Genomic DNA, 17,352 nt, shown 5'->3' on the forward strand with positions numbered 1-17,352 from the left:
CGCGCTGTCGATCTGGTCGTAGCCCTTGGCTTCGCCACCGAACTTCTTCGACAGAATGGTGGTGATCGCGGCGGTCAGCGTGGTCTTACCGTGGTCAACGTGACCGATGGTGCCAACGTTTACGTGCGGTTTGGTCCGCTCAAATTTCTCTTTTGCCATTTTGGAGTCCTTGATTGCGAATAGAAACGATCAAGCGATGGTGCCCATGGGCAGAATTGAACTGCCGACCTCTCCCTTACCAAGGGAGTGCTCTACCCCTGAGCTACATGGGCATTCCACACAAAACAGATGGAGCGGGTGAAGGGAATCGAACCCTCGTCGTAAGCTTGGAAGGCTTCTGCTCTACCATTGAGCTACACCCGCACGACAGGACTTCGAACCACTTGCCGCACAGCGCCTGGTACGCCGCACAACTAACCTGCTACTTCAGTAATTCTGGTGGAGGGGGAAGGATTCGAACCTTCGAAGGCAGAGCCGTCAGATTTACAGTCTGATCCCTTTGACCGCTCGGGAACCCCTCCTGAATGAGCCGCGCATTATGGGCACACTCTCCCCACCTGTCAAACCCCTTTGCAAAATATTTCGCAGGTGGCGGTTAATTTTTTTGCCCATTGCCCGCCAAGCGAGCCGGCAAGCGGCTTGCAGGGCGTCGCATGGCGGCAACACCCTGCCTGTCAGATCAAGAAGTTAGCCTCGAAGGGCAGGGCTGAAACGCATAGATATAGTTAGTAGCGAGGACGTGCCGCCGGCACCTATTCACCGCGCAGCAAACGCCGTTCTGCCCGCGCCAACAGTTCCGGCGCCCCCAGCAGCACCAGTACATCACCGGCCTGCAGGGTCTCGCCATTCTCGGGCTCGTCGATACGGGCGCCGCCACGCCGCAGGGTCTTGAGCAGCACGCCCAGCTCAGCCAGGCCAACCTCGCCCACGCTGCAGCCTACCGCGCGGGCGCTGGCATCGAGCTGTAGCGAATGCAGCCTGGGCTGCGCCTGCTCATCCAGGCTCTCATCGGTAGCGCCGCGGAAGAAACCCTTGAACAGGCTGTAGCGCTCCTCGCGCGCGCCGCGGATATGCCGCAGCACCCGGCTCAAGGGCACGCCCAGCAGCATCATGGCGTGCGAGGCCAGCATCAGGCTGCCTTCCATGATCTCGGCCACCACCTCGTCGGCCCCGGCAGTACGCAACCGCTCGATATCGCTGTCGTCCCAGGTCCGCACGATCACCGGCAGGTCCGGCCGCTCCTTGCGCACCACGCTCAGGATCTTGAGCGCCGAGCCGGTATCGTCGTAGGTCACGATCAAGGCGCGCGCCCGCGCCAGGCCGGCCGACATCAACACTTCGCGGCGGGTAGCATCGCCAAAGGAGACATTCTCGCCAGCCACCGCCGCTTCCTTGACCCGCTCCGGGTCGAGGTCCAGCGCATAGATATTGATGTCCTCCTTCTGCAGCAGCCGCGCCAGGGCCTGGCCACTACGGCCGTAGCCGCACAGGATGACGTGGTCCGAGGTGGCCATGGTCTTGGCGGCCAACTGGGTCAAGCGCATGGCCTGCAGCATCCAGTCCGAGGCAATAAAGCGTCTTACGAGCGCATCCGAATGCTGGATCAGGAAGGGTGCGGACAGCATGGATAGCAGGATGGCTGCGAGGCCGACCTGCTCGGCCGCGGCCGGCAAGAGGCCGGAGCCTGCCGCCAACGCCAGCAGCACGAAGCCGAACTCCCCGCCCTGCGCCAGCGCCATGCCGGTACGCACGGCGGTGCCGGGACTACGACCAAAGACACGGGTCATCAGTGCAATTGTCGCCGTCTTGCCCACGGTGAGGAATAGAAATACCAGCAACACCGCACCCAGCTGCTGCCAGACCGCCGGCAGGCTCAAGCGCATGCCCACGGTAATGAAAAAGAGGCCGAGCAAGAGATCACGAAAGGGCCGGATGTCTTCTTCCACCTGGTGCCGGTATTCGGTCTCGGCGATCAGCATGCCGGCCAGGAAGGCGCCCAGCGCCAAGCTCAGCCCAGCCTGGGCGGTGGCGTAGGCGATGCCCAGCGTCACCAGCAGCACGTTGAGCACAAACAATTCGGTGGAACGGCCCTTGGCCACCAGGTGGAACAGCGGTCGCAACAGGCGCGGACCGAAGTAGAGCAGGATCACCAGGGTCAGGGCGATCTTGAGTACCGCCCAACCCAGCACCTCCCACGGATCGCCACCAGCACGCCCCAGGGCCGGGATGATGATGAGCAGCGGCACCACGGCCAGATCCTGGAACAAGAGGATACCGATGGCGTGCTGGCCGTGCGGCGCATTGACCTCCATGCGCTCGGCCAGGAGCTTGCTGACGATGGCAGTGGACGACATCGCCAGTGCGCCACCCAGCGCCACACCGGCCTGCCAGGGCAAGCCTGCCAGCATTGCGCCGCCCAGCACCAGCACCAGGGTGCCGATGACCTGTGCGGAACCAAGACCAAATACCACGGTACGCATGGCCATGAGCTTGGGCAGGCTGAACTCCAGCCCCAGGGTGAACATCAGGAAGACCACACCGTACTCGGCCAGCTCGCTCGCTTCAGCCGATGAGGCGATCAACCCCAGTGCGTGCGGGCCGATGGCAATCCCCACCACCAGGTAACCCAGCATGGCCGGGAGCTGTGCCTGCCGGCACAGGGTGACGACCGCCACAGCGGCGGCAAGCAGGAGCAGGACGACTTCTAGAGCGTGGTGGGGCATGGCAGGCGCAAGGTGGGCAATGCAAGGATTATACGAAGATGCGCGGCGGGCATAGGCGCCCGCGACGGGACGAGGAACGGCGCATCCCTTATACTTCTGTCCTATGACTGCACAAAGCATACCTACTTCGCAGGATCTGCTCGATCTTGCCCGCGAAGTCCTGACCATCGAGGCCGACGCCATCCGCGGCGTGGCCGCGCGCCTGGACGAATCCTTCGTCGCCGCGCACGCCATGATGCTGACCTGCAAAGGCCGGGTCGTGGTCAGCGGCATCGGCAAATCCGGCCACATCGGCCGCAAGCTCGCTGCCACCCTGGCCTCCACCGGTACGCCTGCCTTCTTCATGCACCCGGCCGAGGCTGCGCACGGCGACCTGGGCATGATCACCGGTGACGATGTGGTACTGGCGCTGTCCTATTCCGGCGCAGTGGAGGAGCTGGTAAGCCTTTTGCCGGCCATCAAGCGCCGCGGCGCCCGTATCGTGGCCATTACCGGCAACCCGGACTCCGCCCTGGGCCAGGCAGCCGATGTGCACCTGAACGCCCGCGTGGACAAGGAAGCCTGCCCGCTCAATCTGGCACCAACCGCCAGCACCACCGCCACGCTGGCGCTGGGCGATGCACTGGCGGTGAGCCTTTTGGAAGCGCGCGGCTTCAGTCGCGACGACTTTGCCCTTTCGCACCCTGGTGGCAGCCTGGGCCGCAAGCTGCTGGTCCATGTGCGCGACGTGATGCACCAGGGCGAGGCGCTGGCCGTGGTCGGCCGCCACGCCAGTGTGCGCGACGCGCTGTTTGAAATCACCCGCAAGGGCCTGGGCCTGACCGCCGTGGTGGACGAGGCCGGCAACCTGCTGGGCGTCTTTACCGACGGCGACCTGCGCCGGGCCATGGACCAGGATGTCGACCTCAAGTCGGCCCGGATCGAGACCGTGATGACCCGCCAGCCCAAGACCATCGAGGCCGGCCGGCTGGCGGTGGAGGCGGTGCAGCTGATGGAGAAGTCCAAGGTCTACGTGCTGCTGGTCCTGGAGCACGGCAAGCTGGCCGGCGCCGTGCGCATGCACGACCTACTGCAGGCCGGCGTGGTCTGACCCCCGAATACCGAGACAAGGAAGCCCTGTGCTGGAACGCGCCCAACCCGTAAAACTGATGATCTTCGACGTCGATGGCGTCATGACCGACGGCAGTCTGTTCTATACCGATGCCGGTGAAGAGATCAAAGCCTTCAATTCGCTCGACGGCCACGGTCTCAAGATGCTGACCGGCACCGGCGTGCAACTGGCCATCATCACCGGCCGCACTTCGCGCCTGGTTGAGCACCGTGCCCGCAACCTGGGTGTGCAGCACCTGATCCAGGGTGCGCATGACAAGCTGGCCTCCTTCGAGCAATTGCTGCTTGAGACCGGCTACACCGCCGAGCAGTGCGGCTACATGGGTGACGACGTGATCGACCTGCCGGTCATGCGTCGCGTCAACTTCGCAGTCGCCGTGCCGGATTCACCCACCCTGGTACGCCAGCACGCCCACTATGTGACCGGCGCCCGGGGCGGCCACGGAGCGGTTCGGGAAGTCTGCGAGTTCATCATGCAGGCGCAGGGCACCTTTGACGCACTGATGGCGCACTACCTCCGGTGAGCATGCTGCCCGACCGCGCCGCGCGCGCCCTCCCGCTGCTGCTGCTCGGCCTTTTGGCCGGGCTGGCCTTGTTGCTTGACCGTGCGACCAGCCTGCCCTTCTTCTCGCCGGGCATGGGCCGCAACGACCCGGACCTGCAGATCAGGCGCTTCGTGGCCACCGGCTTTGGCCCGGACGGCAAGCCGCTCTATACGCTGACCGCGGACGCCATGCAGCATTACCCGCTGGACGACCGCTCCGAACTCGCCCATGCCAAACTGGTCCGCACCCTGCCGGGCGAGCCCACGCTGGACGTGACCGCCGCCCAGGCAAGAGTGACTGAGAGCGGCGACAAGATTGAATTCGAGAAAGATGTCGTCATGTACCGGGAGCCGACGCCCGCCCTGCCCGCCATGACTCTGCGCACCAGCCACATGACCATGGATACGGTCGCCGGCCAGGCCAACTCGGAAGCCCCCGCCACCTTGCTCAGCAACGGCGATAAGGTGCAATCGACCGGCTTCGATTACGATCATACGAATGCGCGCCTACAGCTGCGCTCCAAAGTGAGCATCAACTATGCCCCGCCAAAACGCTAAGCTCGCCCTGCATATGGCTGAGATTCTGAACTGCAACGCTGCGACCGGCGTAGCCGGTCGTTTTGACGTCCCAGCTCAGCCACCGCAATCGCGTTTCCCTGATTTATCCCTCTCCCCCCGAGCTTTGCACGCACAGGTTCTAGGCTCGCAAGCTCGCCAAGAACTCTGGCAGCCTCGCCGCCGCGAGGGGGCCGCGCTTGAGCGCGTCAGTGGGTTTTTCCGGCGTGGTTTAGGCATTCTCGCCAGCCTGGCGCTGCTGCCCGTGTTGGCCCACGCCGAGCTGGCCGATAGCTACAAGCCCATCAATGTCGACGCCGGTCGCGTCGCGCAGGACCAGAAGGCCGGCCGTGCCGTGCTGGAGGGAGGCGTCCATCTTACCCAGGGCACCCTTTCGCTTGATGCCGACACCGCCACCATCATCGACATGCCCAACGGCGAACGCGTGGTGCACGCGGTGGGCCGGCAGGTGAAGTTCCGTCAGAAGATGGAAGGCCAGAACCTGTGGCTGGACGCCAAGGCCGACAAGCTCGACTACGACAGCAAGAGCGGCGAGGTAAAGCTGACCGGCAATGCCTGGGTCAAGAAGGGCGAGGATGAAAGCACCGGCAGCCTGATGACCTACAACTCGGTCAGCGAACAGTTCAGTGCCGAAGGTGGCGCCGGCACCAGCAGCAACGCCGACGGCCGCGTGCGCATGGTCATCCAGTCCAAGAAGAAGGCACCGGAGGGCGAAGCCAAGCCATGACCGCCCGTCTGTCCGCGCAACACCTGCAAAAACGCTACAAGACCCGCACCGTGGTGCGCGACGTGTCCATGCACGTCGATGCCGGCGAGGTGGTCGGCCTGCTCGGCCCCAACGGTGCCGGCAAGACCACCAGTTTCTATATGATCGTGGGCCTGGTGGCCCTCAATGGCGGCCAGATCTTCCTCGACGACACCGACATCACCCATCGCCCCATCCATGAGCGTGCGCGCCTGGGCCTCGGCTACCTGCCGCAGGAAGCCTCCATCTTCCGCCGCATGACCGTGGCCGAGAATGTGCGCGCCATTCTGGAGCTGCACGAGCGCAACAGCGATGCGGTCGAACATCGCTTGGACGAACTCCTGCGCGAGCTCAATATCGGTCACCTGCGCGAAAGCAGCGCACTCTCGTTGTCCGGTGGCGAGCGCCGCCGGTGCGAGATCGCCCGCGCCCTGGCTGCCAACCCGCGCTTTATCCTGCTGGATGAGCCCTTCGCGGGCGTCGACCCGATTGCGGTGATGGATATCCAGAAGATCATCCGTTTCCTCAAGGACCGCCAGATCGGCGTCCTGATCACCGACCACAACGTCCGGGAGACCCTGGGCATCTGCGACCGCGCCTACATCATCAATGAAGGCAGCGTGTTGGCCTCGGGGACCGCCGAGGAGATCGTCCATAATGACAACGTTCGCCGGGTCTACCTCGGCGAGCATTTCAGACTGTAGACAAGCCCGGCATGAAACAGTCTCTCCAGCTCAAAGTCTCGCAGTCCCTGACGCTGACCCCTCAGCTGCAGCAGTCGATCAAGCTGCTGCAGCTCTCCACGCTCGACCTCAACCAGGAGATCGAGCGCTTCCTGCAAGACAACCCCATGCTCGAGCGGGAAGACGAGAACGAACCCGAGGTGCACCAGGTCCGCGAGGACGGCACGCCGGTCGAAGCCGCGCCGGAAACCCCCTCGCTCGATGAAGCCCCCTCCAGCGACAGCGCCGAGCCGGACTTCGACATGGACGACGCGCTGGGGGACAACTACTGGAACGAGGCCAGCGGCAGTGGCAAAAGCCGTGACGGCGACGACGACGAGTTTGATCCCCAGGCCAACGTGGCGCGCATCTCCACCCTGCGCGAGCACCTCTTGGAGCAACTTGGCCTGTTGCCACTCAGCATGCGCGACCGCGCCATCGCCAATCTGGTGATCGATGCCCTGGACGACCACGGTTACCTCGGCCTGAGCCTGGAGGAAATCTTCGAGCTGATCCCGGTCGAGCTGCGCGAGGAGCTGGAACTGGAGCTCGAGGAACTGCAGATCGGCTGGCAACTGGTGCGTCAGCTGGAACCTTGTGGCGTAGCGGCGGTCGACCTGAAGGACTGCCTGAGTTTGCAGATCAGGCAGTTGCTGGCGCATGAACCGGCTAGCGGATTGGCCCTCTCCATCGTGGCTGAACATCTCGATTTATTGGCCAACAAGGACTACAGTAAGCTTAAGAGAACGCTGAAATGCGACGACACGGCACTGCGGGCCGCCCAGCTGTTGATACAGCGGCTGAACCCGCGGCCTGGCGCCGAATTCGGTGAAATGGACACGCGCTACGTGGTGGCCGATGTGACGGTAAAGAAGCTGCGTCAGGGCTGGACGGTACAGCTCAACGAAGCGGCGATGCCCAAACTCAAGGTCAACCAGCTGTACGCCAACCTGCTCCGGCAGCAGCGCGAAAATGGCGCCGGGCTGTCAGGGCAGTTGCAGGAAGCCAAATGGCTGATCAAGAACGTCCAGCAACGCTTCGATACCATCCTCCGGGTGGCGCAGGCGATCGTCGAGAAGCAGCAACGCTTCTTCGAGCACGGCGAAGTGGCCATGCGGCCTCTTGTGCTGCGCGACATTGCCGAGGAGCTCGACCTGCATGAATCGACCATCTCCCGCGTCACCACCCAGAAATACATGCTTACGCCGCGAGGCATCTATGAATTCAAGTATTTCTTTGGCAGCCATGTTGAAACCGATTCCGGCGGCGAGTGTTCCGCGATCGCCATCAAGGCCCTGATCAAGCAACTGATCCAGACTGAAGACCCCAAGAAACCGCTCAGCGACAGCACGATTGCCGAGGTGCTCGGCAAGCAGGGTATCAATGTTGCCCGCCGTACCGTCGCCAAGTACCGAGAAGCCATGCAAATCCCTCCCGTGAACCAAAGAAAGTCCCTGTAGCCGCCTTGCAGTTCGGCGGCGTCCTTAACACAAGGAGAGTCGTATGAACCTGACCATCAGTGGGCACCACCTCGACGTAACCCCAGCCATCCGCGAATACGTGGAGACGAAGCTGGAGAGGGTCACACGCCATTTCGATCATGTGATCGATATGGGCGTGATGCTCAGTGTCGATAAGCTGCGGCAGAAGGTGGAAGTGAATGTCCACCTGCGCGGCAAGGATATACACGTGGAAGCCACCGAGCCCGATATGTACGCCGCCATCGACCTGGTCGCGGACAAGCTGGATCGGCAGGTACTGAAGCACAAGGAAAAGCGTTACGGCGATCGCCACAGCGATGCAATGAAGTACCAAACCGGCCCGGAAAGCCAGGAAAGCGCACAACCGGCCGCCTGAGCGCGGTCCAAATAATCGCAGCATAGTGCGAGAGGGAGCGGGAACGGTACAGGGACACCGTTCCCGTTTTCACGTGCACGGTCAGATTTCACTGCAGGCTGAATCTTCAGCGCATCAGCCGGGTGTTAATCGGCAAATGATGTTCACAGGCGCATTTGCTTCTATATCTCTCACTCCCCCGCCCTCGCTCCGCGAGGGAGCCTCGCTGACGCTCGTCAGTGGCTTCGATGACCTTCTTCCGTGACACTCGTAGGGCGGGTCTTTAGACCCGCGCGGACCGCCTTCGCAGAAGGCGTATTACTCGCCGAAGCGTCTGTCTCCCTTTGCTCAATCCTCACATCGCGAGGCTCTGTAGCATCTGCGCACGATCTGTCAGCTAGCTCTCAGCAATATGTGCTTGCTTACCTTGTTCTCGGGATTGTCCGGCGTACAATGGCGGCCTATTTCAGCACCAGCACATTCATGGCTTCGATCGCCTCCATCCTGCCGCCAAGCAACGTCTTTCTCGATCTTGACCTCACCAGCAAGAAGCGCTTGTTTGAGCAGGCCGGGCTCTTGTTCGAGAACAGCCACGGCATTGCCCGCAGCGCCATCTTCGACGCCCTGTTCGCGCGCGAGAAGCTCGGCTCCACCGGCCTTGGCCAATGCGTCGCCATTCCGCACGGCCGTATCAAGGGGCTCAAGGAAGCGGTCGGCATGTTTGTGCGCCTCAAGCAGCCCATTCCCTTCGAGGCCCCGGACGGCAAGGCCGTGCAGCTCGCCTTCGTGCTGCTGGTGCCGGACCAGGCTACCGATCTGCACCTGATGATCCTGTCCGAGCTGGCCCAGCTGTTCAGCGACAAAAAGGTGCGCGAAGCCTTGCTGCAAGCCCCTACCGCCGAAGCAGTGCACCAGCTGCTCACCCAGTGGCAAAGTTGAGGGCCTGCGGCTACCCCAAGGTCGTATCCGCCTCGTAAACGCCCGGCTCACCCGGGCGTTTGGTATTTAATAGGCTCCTGGCCCGCTGTCGCTATATTGGTATCCGGTCATAAACGGCTACAGCCCACGCCCGCCACACGCTAAGATGACGGCAATGACGCGTCGGTCCTATGCCGACACCGTTTCGCTCCTATCAGTCCACGGAATACCACCGCCGCCATGCCGCAGATCACCGTCCGCCAGCTATTCATCGATAACGCCGAGAAGCTGCGCCTGACCTGGCTGGCAGGGCAAAGCGGCGCCAATAACCTACTCTCCAACGAAGCCGACAGCCAAAAGCCGGCGCACGCGCTGGTGGGCCACCTCAACTTCGTCCACCCCAACCGCATCCAGGTGCTGGGCCTGGCCGAGATCGCCTACCTGCAGGAGGTGGAGCCCGCGGCGCTGAAGAAGTCGCTGGACCATCTCTTCAGCACCGATATGGCCGCCATGATCGTGGCCAACGCCCAGGCCACGCCCGACGTGCTGCGTGAGGCCTGCGAGCGCGCCCACGTGCCGCTCCTGACTTCGCCCGAGCAGTCGCCCTACCTCATGGACGTGCTGCGCTTCTATCTGGCCAAGGCGCTGGCCGTCTCCACCAATCTGCACGGTGTGTTCCTCGATGTGCTGGAGGTCGGTGTGCTGATCACCGGCGAGAGCGCCATGGGTAAGAGCGAATTGGCGCTGGAACTGATCTCGCGCGGCCATGGCATCGTCGCCGACGACGTGGTCGAGCTCTACCGCATCGCCCCCGATACGCTGGAAGGCCGCTGCCCGCCACTACTGCGCGACTTCCTGGAAGTGCGCGGCCTCGGTGTACTGAATATCCGTACCATCTTCGGTGAGACGGCGGTACGGCCCAAGAAGAACCTCAAGCTCATCATCCACCTGACCAAGCAGGCCGAATCCATCACCCCGCTCGACAGGCTGCAGATGCAGGCCGCCACCCAGTCGGTGCTGGACGTGGCTGTCCGCAAGGTGGTCCTGCCGGTGGCCGCCGGCCGCAACCTCGCCGTGCTGGTCGAGGCCGCGGTGCGCAACTACATCCTGCAGCTACGCGGCATCGATTCCACCCGTGAGTTCATCGAGCGTCACCAGCGCTTTATGGAGTCGGGAGAATAGCCATGCCCATGGCCACCACCCAGATCGTGCTGATCTCCGGCCTCTCCGGCTCGGGCAAGAGCGTCGCACTTAAGCTGCTCGAGGATCTGGATTACTTCTGCATCGACAACCTGCCGGCCACCCTGCTCTTGCAGACGGTCTGCATGCTGCGCGAACAGGGCCACCAGCGCATCGGCATCAGCGTCGACATCCGCGGCGCGCAGAGCCTGCCAGCCCTGCCGGCCTGCGTGGCTGAGCTCAAGGCGCAGCGCGCCGATGTGCGGGTGCTGTTCCTGGAGGCCAAGACCGAATCCCTGCTCAAGCGTTTCTCCGAGACCCGCCGCAAGCACCCCTTGAGTACCCAGAACCCGGACCTCACGGTGACCGAATGCATCGTGCTTGAGCGCGAGGTCCTGGCCGAGATCGCCGACCTGGCGCACCGCCTCGACACCAGCGACCTTTCGGCCAATGCCCTGCGCGGCTGGGTCAAACAATGGCTGGCACTGGACCAGTCGCGGCTCACACTGATCTGCCAGTCCTTTGGCTTCAAGCACGGCCTGCCGCTCGATGCCGACTTCGTGTTCGATGTGCGCTGCCTGCCCAACCCCTACTACGACCCGGTCCTACGCCCGCTGACCGGTCGCGACAAGCCGGTGATCGATTACCTCGAAGCCGAAGCCACCGCCCAAGCCATGTACGAGGACGTACGCGGCTACCTGATGCACTGGCTACCCCTGTTCGATCGTGACAACCGCAGCTACGTCACCGTTGCCATAGGCTGTACCGGCGGCCAGCACCGCTCGGTCTGGCTGGCCGAAAAGCTGGCCGAGCATTTCGGTGCCGAGCGCCAGGTGCTGGTGCGGCACCGTGAATATCCCGGGGACCTGGCATGAGACCCGTCCCCCGTACCGTCACCCTGGCCCTGACCGGAGCCTCTGGCATGCCCTTCGGTCTGCGCCTCTTGGAATGCCTCTTGGCCGCCGGGGTACAGGTCTACCTGCTCTACTCGCAGGCCGCCCAGGTGGTGGCACGCCAGGAGCTGGGCGAGACCTGGCCCTCGCGGGCGCGCGAACTGGAAGCCCTGCTCAGCCAGCGCTACGGCGTTGCCACACCGCAGCTCAGGGTGTTCGGCCGTGAAGAATGGTTTGCCCCGGTTGCCTCCGGCTCCAACCCGGCCGACGCCATGGTCGTCTGCCCCTGCACCATGGGAACCCTGGCGGCCATCGCCGCCGGCATGAGCGACAACCTGATCGAGCGTGCCGCCGATGTCAGCATCAAGGAGGGGCGCCCCCTGGTCCTGGTTCCGCGCGAAACGCCCTACTCGGCCATCCACCTTGAGAATATGCTCAAGCTGGCCCGCCTCGGCGTCTGCATCCTGCCGCCCAACCCCGGCTTCTACCACCATCCACAGAGCATGGCCGACCTGGTGGACTTCGTGGTCGCCCGCATCCTCGACCAGCTCGCCGTGCCGCACCAGCTGATGGCCCGCTGGGGCAGCGAAGACGCCCCGGACGCCGCCTGAGCCGGCATCCCCCGGCACCACACAAACACATAGAACCTAATAACGGAGGCGAGTCACGCCTCGCTACAAAGGAGAAGCAGATGACGATGGATGTAGTGGACTACGAGATCTTTGGCGACGACATGCAGTACGTCGAGGTCGAGCTCGACCCGGGCGAAGCCGCTGTCGGTGAGGCAGGCACGATGTTCTATATGCAGGATGGCATCCAGATGGACACCATCTTCGGCGATGGCTCGGCGCAGCAAAGTGGCTTCATGGGCAAGCTCATGGGCGCCGGCAAGCGCCTCCTGACCGGCGAGTCGCTGTTCACCACCGTCTTCGTCAATCAGGGCATGGGCAAGAAGCGGGTCGCCTTCAGCGCCGCCTATCCGGGCAAGATCATCCCGGTGCACCTGCCGGACGTGGGCGGCACCCTCTTGTGCCAGAAAGATGCCTTCCTCTGCGCCGCCAAGGGCGTGTCGCTGGGTATCGCCTTCCAGAAGAAACTCGGTGCCGGCTTCTTTGGCGGCGAAGGTTTCATCCTGCAAAAGCTGGACGGTGACGGCCTGGCCTTTATCCATGCCGGCGGCGCCATCATGGAAAAGACCCTGCAGCCCGGCGAGACGCTGCGGGTCGATACCGGCTGCGTAGTCGCCTTCGCCCCGACCGTGGACTTCGACATCCAGTACGTGGGCAATATCAAGAGCGCCCTGTTCGGCGGTGAAGGCCTGTTCTTCGCTACCCTGCGCGGCCCAGGCAAGGTCTGGCTGCAGTCGCTGCCACTGGCGCGCCTCGCCAACCGCATCGTCGGCGCCTCAAAGGTTGGTGGCAGCAAGGGCGGCGAGCAGGGCTCGGTGCTAGGCGGCTTGGGCAACCTGTTCGAACAAGAGTAAGTCAGCGCCCCAAACAAAAAAGCCACCCTAAGGTGGCTTTTTTGTTGCCTGCCAATCGCGTTACCGGGCCAACTTGTTGTTGATGGACTCAACGTCACGCTCGCTCAGGTTACCCACCGCTGCCGACAAGCGCAGCTGGTTCAGCAGATAGTTGTAACGAGCCTGCGCCAGGTCGCGCTTGGTCGAATAGTACTGCTGCTGTGCGTTCAACAGGTCCAAGGTGGTGCGCACGCCCACTTCCTTACCCAGCTTGGTCGAATCAAGCGAACTCTGGGCCGATACCAGGGCCTGCTCCAGTGCCTTGATCTGTGCCGCGCCGGATTCCACGCCCAGATAGGCCTGCTTGGTGTTTTGCGCCGTGCTGCGGCGGGTTGCTTCCAGGTCGAACTGGGCCTTGTCGCGCAGGGCGATGGATTCACGCAGCTTGGAACTGGTGGCACCACCGGTGAAGATGGGGATATTCAGCTGCACACCGATCGAGGTATTGCTGCTGTTGTTGGCACCACGCGCCACGGCCAGGCCATTCTTGTTCCAGGTCTCGCCGTACTGGGCAACCAAATCCAGGGTAGGCTGGCGCAGGAGGCGATAGCGGTCGATCTCGGCCTCGGCAATCGCCAAGGTGCCGCGCTGGCTGTCGATGGCCAGGCTCTTCTGCTCGGCCTGCTTGAGCCAGACATTCATGTCAGCCGGCTCGGGCGGCTGGGCCGCCATCTTGCCCGGCAGCACCGAAAGACCTTCACCCGGCACACCGGTCACCTGCAGAAAGGCGTTCTGCTTCACCGCCAGGTCGTTCAGCGCGGCGATCTCGCTGGCCACGATGGCGTCGTACTTGGCTTGCGCTTCGTGGGTGTCGGTAATGGTGGCAACGCCCACCTCGAAGCTCTTCTTGGCCTGGGCCAGCTGCTGCGACACTGCGTCCTTCTGGGCGCGCACGTATTCCAGGCTGTCCTGGGCGTACAGCACGTCGAAGTAGGCCTGGGCCACTCGCAGGATCAGGTCCTGACGAGCGGAGGCGAAGCTCACCTCGGCAAGGCGGGCCTGCTCCTGCAGCTGGCTGCTGCCTACGCTGCTTGAGGCCCGATAGATGGGCTGGGTGGCCTGCACGGTATAACCATAGGTGTTGCCCGAAGCGGAACCGCTGGCGGTCGTACCGGCGGCGGTCATGCCCTCGCTCTCGGTCTTGGCATGGGTATAGTTGCCATCCAGACCTACCTGCGGCAACCACAGCGCCCGCGCCTGGTTGGCCTTTTCCTGGCCGGCACGCAGGGCGGCCTCGGCACCAGCGTAGGTGGCGTCGTATTTCTTGGCTTCCTGGTAGACCTGCAGCAGGTCGGCGGCCAGGGCGTGAGAACCCGCGGCGAGCATCACAGCCAGCGACAGGGCGCGGATTGCATAGCGTTGCATGGTTGATCCTCTGAATGAGCGCGTTATATAAGCATACCGATCGGTATCTTACTATGAGTCGTAACTGAATTCTAAGTCAGTTTATTGTCCTAGGGTGGAATCCTTGCATAAATCCCACCGCTGGCAACAAGGCCGGCCGGGCATCCGGCCAGCCTTGTCGGATCGCTAGTGGGCGTCCAGGGGCTTCTTGACCCCGTACCAGGTGGCGTACAACGCCGGCAGGAACAAGAGCGTCAGCACCGTGGCCACCAGGAGCCCCCCCATGATGGACCAGGCCATCGGGCCCCAGAAGGTGGAGCGGGTCAGCGGCACCATGGCCAGGATGGCCGCCGCCGCCGTCAGCATGATGGGCCTGAAGCGCCGCACCGCCGATTCAACGATGGCGTGCCAGGGGTGTTCCCCCTCGCGGGTGTGCTGGTCGATCTGGTCCACCAGGATCACCGAATTGCGCATGATCATCCCAGCCAGTGCGATCACCCCGAGCTGGGCCACAAAGCCGAACGGCACCTGGAACAGCAGCAGGATGGCTGCCACGCCTATCATCCCCAGTGGCGCGGTCAGCAGTACCAGCACCATCTTGCCGATGTTCTGCAGCTGGAACATCAAGAGCGTCATCACCGTCAGCAGCATCAGCGGCATGACCGCCACGATGGAACCCTGGCTACGCAGACTGGACTCCTGCGAGCCGCCGATCTCGATGCCGTAGCCTATGGGCAGGCTGTCCGACAAGGCCTTCACCTTGGGCCACAGCGCCATGGTCACGTCCGGCGCCTGGGCTCCCTCCACGTCGGCCCGTACCGAGATGGTCGGCATGCGGTTGCGGCGCCAGATCAGGCTCTCCTCGCTCTCCAGCTTGAGGTGGGCGATCTGGCTCACCGGCACGTATTTGCCGGCACCGAGGTAGACCTTGGCATCCTTGAGGTTGTCGAGGTCGGTACGCTCCGGCGCATCCAGCCGCGCCACCACATCGATGGTACGGTCGTACTCGCGGTACTGGGTAACGGTAATCCCGGAGAGCGAGGTCTGCAGCGCGGTCGACAGTTGCTGCGAAGTCATGCCCAGCGCACGCGCCTTGTCCTGGTCCACCTCCAGCCGCACCACCTTGACCCGTTCGCTCCAGTCGGTATTCACATTGCGTACCGCCGGGTTGTCACGCATCAAGGCCGCCACCTGCTCGGCAATACCCTTGATCCTGGTCTGGTCCGGGCCAGAAACGCGGAACTGCACCGGGTAGCCCACCGGCGGACCATTCTCCAGCCGGGTCACACGGCCGCGTACCAGGGGAAAGTCGGTCTCGAACAGCTTCTGGATCTTGACCAGCACCTGGTCACGCACATGCTCGTTCTTGGTCATGACCATGAGCTGGGCGAAGTTCAGGTTGGGCAGCTGCTGCTCCAGCGGCAGGTAGAAGCGCGGGCTGCCGTTACCCACATAGCTCGTGACGCTCTCGATATTCGGGTCACCCTTGAGCTTCTGCTCCAGCGCCTTCACCTGCGCCTCGGTCTGCAGATAGGTCGAGGCCTGCGGCAGCCACACATCCACCATCAGCTCGGGCCGGTTGGAAGACGGGAAGAACTGCTTGGGCACGAAGCGGAACAAGCCCACCGACACCACGAAGGCCAGCACCGTGATCACGATCACCGTCTTGCGGTAGTCCAGGCACCAGCTCACCAGCCGGCGGAAGCGCACATAGAAGCCCTTCTGATAGACAGCGTTCTCATCACCATGGTGCTTGGTCTCCGGCAGGAGCTTGAAGCCCAGATAGGGCGTGAACACCACCGCCACAATCCAGCTCAGGATCAGCGAGATACCGACCACCTGGAAGATGGACACGGTGTACTCGCCGGCATTGGACTTGGCGAGGCCCACCGGCATAAAGCCGGCGGCGGTGATCAGGGTACCGGTGAGCATGGGGAAGGCCGTGGTGGTGTAGGCATAGGTCGCCGCCCGCAGCCGGTCCCAGCCCTGCTCCAATTTGAGCGCCATCATCTCCACCGCGATGATCGCGTCGTCCACCAAGAGGCCCAGCGCAATGATGAGCGCACCCAGCGAGATACGCTGCAGATCGAGTCCAAAGGCATACATGACCAGGAAGGTCATGGCGAGCACCAGGGGGATGGACAGGGCCACCACGAGGCCGGTACGCAGGCCCAGCGAGACAAAGGACACCGCCAGCACGATCACCACCGCCTCGATCAGGCTCTTGATGAACTCGTGGATGGAATCCCCCACCACCTTGGGTTGGTCGGATACGGCGTGCACCTGCACCCCTACCGGCAACTCAGCGCGGATACGCGCCAGGCTGGCATCCAGCTTCTGGCCCAGCTGGATCACGTCGCCACCCTTGCGCATGCTGATCGCAAGGCCTATCGCCTCCTGCCCGTTGTAGCGGAACTTGATCGCAGTCGGATCGGTATAGCCACGGTAGACATGGGCCACGTCACCCAGACGGAAGGTCCGGCCATTGGCGCGCAGACCGATATTGCGGATTGCCTCGATGGAATCGAACTCGCCGGTCACCCGCAGTGCTACCCGCTCGCTGCCCGTCTCCACCACCCCGGCCGGCACCACCGCGTTGGTGGCCTGCAGGGTCTGGAATACCAGCTGCGGGTCTATCCCCAGGGACGAGAGCTTGGCGTTGGACGTCTCGACATAGATCTTCTCGTCCTGCACGCCCACATAGTCGACCTTGTTCACGTCTGGAACGCGCAACAGCTCGGCACGGGCGGCGTCTACATACTTCTTCAGCTCGGCATAGCTGAAACCGTCGGTGGTGAAGGCATAGAGGTTGCCAAAGGTATCGCCGAATTCGTCATTGAAGAACGGCCCCTGCACCCCGCTGGGTAAGGTGTACTTCATGTCGCCTATCTTCTTGCGCACCTGGTACCAGACATTCGGCACCTCGTGCGGCGGCAGGGATTCCTTGAGGCTGATCAGGAGCTGGTTTTCACCGGCCTTGGAGTAGGAGCGCACATAGTCGATCTCCGACATCTCCTGCAGCTTCTTCTCCATCTTGTCGGTGACCTGCAGCTCCATATCGCTGGCCGAGGCCCCCGGCCAATAGGTCTGGATCACCATGGCCTTGAAGGTGAACTCGGGGTCCTCCTTCTGCCCCAGCCGGGTGTAGGAAAACACCCCGGCGAGCATAAAGACCACGATGAAATACAGCACCAGCTGCTGGTGCTTGAGCGCCCATTCGGACAGATTGATACCGCGCAT

The 17,352-nt window shown here is 63.1% G+C and carries 16 protein-coding genes and 3 tRNA genes; 12 read left to right on the forward strand and 7 right to left on the reverse strand.

The window, feature by feature from the left end; translation table 11 throughout:
• The 5 genes from VIM95_RS04440 to VIM95_RS04460 form a co-directional block, all read right to left on the reverse strand.
• Positions 1–159 (reverse strand): GTP-binding protein (locus tag VIM95_RS04440; RefSeq protein WP_331983620.1); only part of this gene is annotated, 159 nt, incomplete at its 3' end.
• Positions 160–197: 38 nt separating this feature from the next.
• A tRNA-Thr gene (locus tag VIM95_RS04445) sits at positions 198–272 on the reverse strand.
• Between the two features lie 17 nt (positions 273–289).
• Positions 290–363, reverse strand: a tRNA-Gly gene (locus VIM95_RS04450).
• Between the two features lie 73 nt (positions 364–436).
• A tRNA-Tyr gene (locus VIM95_RS04455) sits at positions 437–521 on the reverse strand.
• 231 nt (positions 522–752) lie between these two features.
• On the reverse strand, positions 753–2,723 hold the full coding sequence (locus tag VIM95_RS04460) for a cation:proton antiporter (protein ID WP_331983433.1): 1,971 nt from the start codon (positions 2,721–2,723) through the stop codon (positions 753–755).
• Between the two features lie 118 nt (positions 2,724–2,841).
• Between VIM95_RS04460 and VIM95_RS04465 the strand changes: the two genes are divergently transcribed.
• The 12 genes from VIM95_RS04465 (at position 2,842) to VIM95_RS04520 (ending at position 12,729) form a co-directional block, all read left to right on the forward strand.
• Complete coding sequence (locus tag VIM95_RS04465; RefSeq protein ID WP_331983622.1) at positions 2,842–3,813, forward strand: KpsF/GutQ family sugar-phosphate isomerase; 972 nt, start codon at positions 2,842–2,844, stop codon at positions 3,811–3,813.
• Between the two features lie 58 nt (positions 3,814–3,871).
• On the forward strand, positions 3,872–4,357 hold the full coding sequence (locus VIM95_RS04470; protein ID WP_331983624.1) for an HAD family hydrolase: 486 nt from the start codon (positions 3,872–3,874) through the stop codon (positions 4,355–4,357).
• Positions 4,358–4,359: 2 nt separating this feature from the next.
• Positions 4,360–4,935 (forward strand): LPS export ABC transporter periplasmic protein LptC, encoded by a 576-nt coding sequence (gene lptC, locus VIM95_RS04475; protein ID WP_331983435.1) that lies wholly within the window; start codon positions 4,360–4,362, stop codon positions 4,933–4,935.
• 262 nt (positions 4,936–5,197) lie between these two features.
• Positions 5,198–5,680, forward strand: a complete 483-nt coding sequence (gene lptA, locus VIM95_RS04480) for a lipopolysaccharide transport periplasmic protein LptA (RefSeq protein ID WP_331983437.1) — start codon at positions 5,198–5,200, stop codon at positions 5,678–5,680.
• Positions 5,677–6,402, forward strand: a complete 726-nt coding sequence (gene lptB, locus VIM95_RS04485) for an LPS export ABC transporter ATP-binding protein (RefSeq protein WP_331983439.1) — start codon at positions 5,677–5,679, stop codon at positions 6,400–6,402. The genes lptA and lptB overlap by 4 nt, the downstream gene beginning before the upstream one ends.
• An 11-nt stretch (positions 6,403–6,413) precedes the next feature.
• Positions 6,414–7,880 (forward strand): RNA polymerase factor sigma-54, encoded by a 1,467-nt coding sequence (locus tag VIM95_RS04490; RefSeq protein ID WP_331983441.1) that lies wholly within the window; start codon positions 6,414–6,416, stop codon positions 7,878–7,880.
• A gap of 43 nt (positions 7,881–7,923) precedes the next feature.
• On the forward strand, positions 7,924–8,277 hold the full coding sequence (gene hpf / locus VIM95_RS04495) for a ribosome hibernation-promoting factor, HPF/YfiA family (protein WP_331983443.1): 354 nt from the start codon (positions 7,924–7,926) through the stop codon (positions 8,275–8,277).
• A 462-nt stretch (positions 8,278–8,739) separates the two neighbouring features.
• Positions 8,740–9,195: a PTS IIA-like nitrogen regulatory protein PtsN gene (gene ptsN, locus VIM95_RS04500; RefSeq protein WP_331983445.1), complete on the forward strand. Its 456-nt coding sequence runs from the start codon at positions 8,740–8,742 to the stop codon at positions 9,193–9,195.
• Positions 9,196–9,414: 219 nt separating this feature from the next.
• A complete protein-coding gene (gene hprK / locus VIM95_RS04505; protein ID WP_331983447.1) occupies positions 9,415–10,356 on the forward strand; it encodes an HPr(Ser) kinase/phosphatase in 942 nt (313 codons plus the stop codon).
• A 2-nt stretch (positions 10,357–10,358) separates the two neighbouring features.
• Positions 10,359–11,228 (forward strand): RNase adapter RapZ, encoded by an 870-nt coding sequence (gene rapZ, locus VIM95_RS04510; RefSeq protein WP_331983449.1) that lies wholly within the window; start codon positions 10,359–10,361, stop codon positions 11,226–11,228.
• A complete protein-coding gene (locus VIM95_RS04515; RefSeq protein ID WP_331983451.1) occupies positions 11,225–11,857 on the forward strand; it encodes a flavin prenyltransferase UbiX in 633 nt (210 codons plus the stop codon). The genes rapZ and VIM95_RS04515 overlap by 4 nt, the downstream gene beginning before the upstream one ends.
• An 80-nt stretch (positions 11,858–11,937) precedes the next feature.
• Entirely contained in the window at positions 11,938–12,729 is a 792-nt protein-coding gene (locus tag VIM95_RS04520; RefSeq protein WP_331983453.1) for a TIGR00266 family protein, read from the forward strand.
• A gap of 60 nt (positions 12,730–12,789) precedes the next feature.
• On the opposite strand, the gene VIM95_RS04525 is transcribed toward VIM95_RS04520, so the two are convergent.
• Together VIM95_RS04525 and VIM95_RS04530 are read right to left on the reverse strand one after the other, a co-directional pair.
• Positions 12,790–14,133 (reverse strand): TolC family outer membrane protein, encoded by a 1,344-nt coding sequence (locus VIM95_RS04525; protein ID WP_331983455.1) that lies wholly within the window; start codon positions 14,131–14,133, stop codon positions 12,790–12,792.
• A gap of 165 nt (positions 14,134–14,298) precedes the next feature.
• Positions 14,299–17,352: an efflux RND transporter permease subunit gene (locus VIM95_RS04530; RefSeq protein ID WP_331983457.1), complete on the reverse strand. Its 3,054-nt coding sequence runs from the start codon at positions 17,350–17,352 to the stop codon at positions 14,299–14,301.

This window comes from Chitinimonas sp., assembly GCF_036568685.1.
GTDB lineage: Bacteria > Pseudomonadota > Gammaproteobacteria > Burkholderiales > Chitinimonadaceae > Chitinimonas.

Coding starts and splice junctions, on each gene's coding strand:
- VIM95_RS04460 (WP_331983433.1), bottom strand. CDS start 2,723: ATGCCCCACCACGCTCTAGAAGTCGTCCTGCTCCTGCTTGCCGCCGCT.
- VIM95_RS04470 (WP_331983624.1), top strand. CDS start 3,872: ATGATCTTCGACGTCGATGGCGTCATGACCGACGGCAGTCTGTTCTAT.
- lptC (WP_331983435.1), top strand. CDS start 4,360: ATGCTGCCCGACCGCGCCGCGCGCGCCCTCCCGCTGCTGCTGCTCGGC.
- lptB (WP_331983439.1), top strand. CDS start 5,677: ATGACCGCCCGTCTGTCCGCGCAACACCTGCAAAAACGCTACAAGACC.
- VIM95_RS04490 (WP_331983441.1), top strand. CDS start 6,414: ATGAAACAGTCTCTCCAGCTCAAAGTCTCGCAGTCCCTGACGCTGACC.
- hpf (WP_331983443.1), top strand. CDS start 7,924: ATGAACCTGACCATCAGTGGGCACCACCTCGACGTAACCCCAGCCATC.
- ptsN (WP_331983445.1), top strand. CDS start 8,740: ATGGCTTCGATCGCCTCCATCCTGCCGCCAAGCAACGTCTTTCTCGAT.
- hprK (WP_331983447.1), top strand. CDS start 9,415: ATGCCGCAGATCACCGTCCGCCAGCTATTCATCGATAACGCCGAGAAG.
- rapZ (WP_331983449.1), top strand. CDS start 10,359: ATGCCCATGGCCACCACCCAGATCGTGCTGATCTCCGGCCTCTCCGGC.
- VIM95_RS04515 (WP_331983451.1), top strand. CDS start 11,225: ATGAGACCCGTCCCCCGTACCGTCACCCTGGCCCTGACCGGAGCCTCT.
- VIM95_RS04520 (WP_331983453.1), top strand. CDS start 11,938: ATGACGATGGATGTAGTGGACTACGAGATCTTTGGCGACGACATGCAG.
- VIM95_RS04525 (WP_331983455.1), bottom strand. CDS start 14,133: ATGCAACGCTATGCAATCCGCGCCCTGTCGCTGGCTGTGATGCTCGCC.
- VIM95_RS04530 (WP_331983457.1), bottom strand. CDS start 17,352: ATGCGCGGTATCAATCTGTCCGAATGGGCGCTCAAGCACCAGCAGCTG.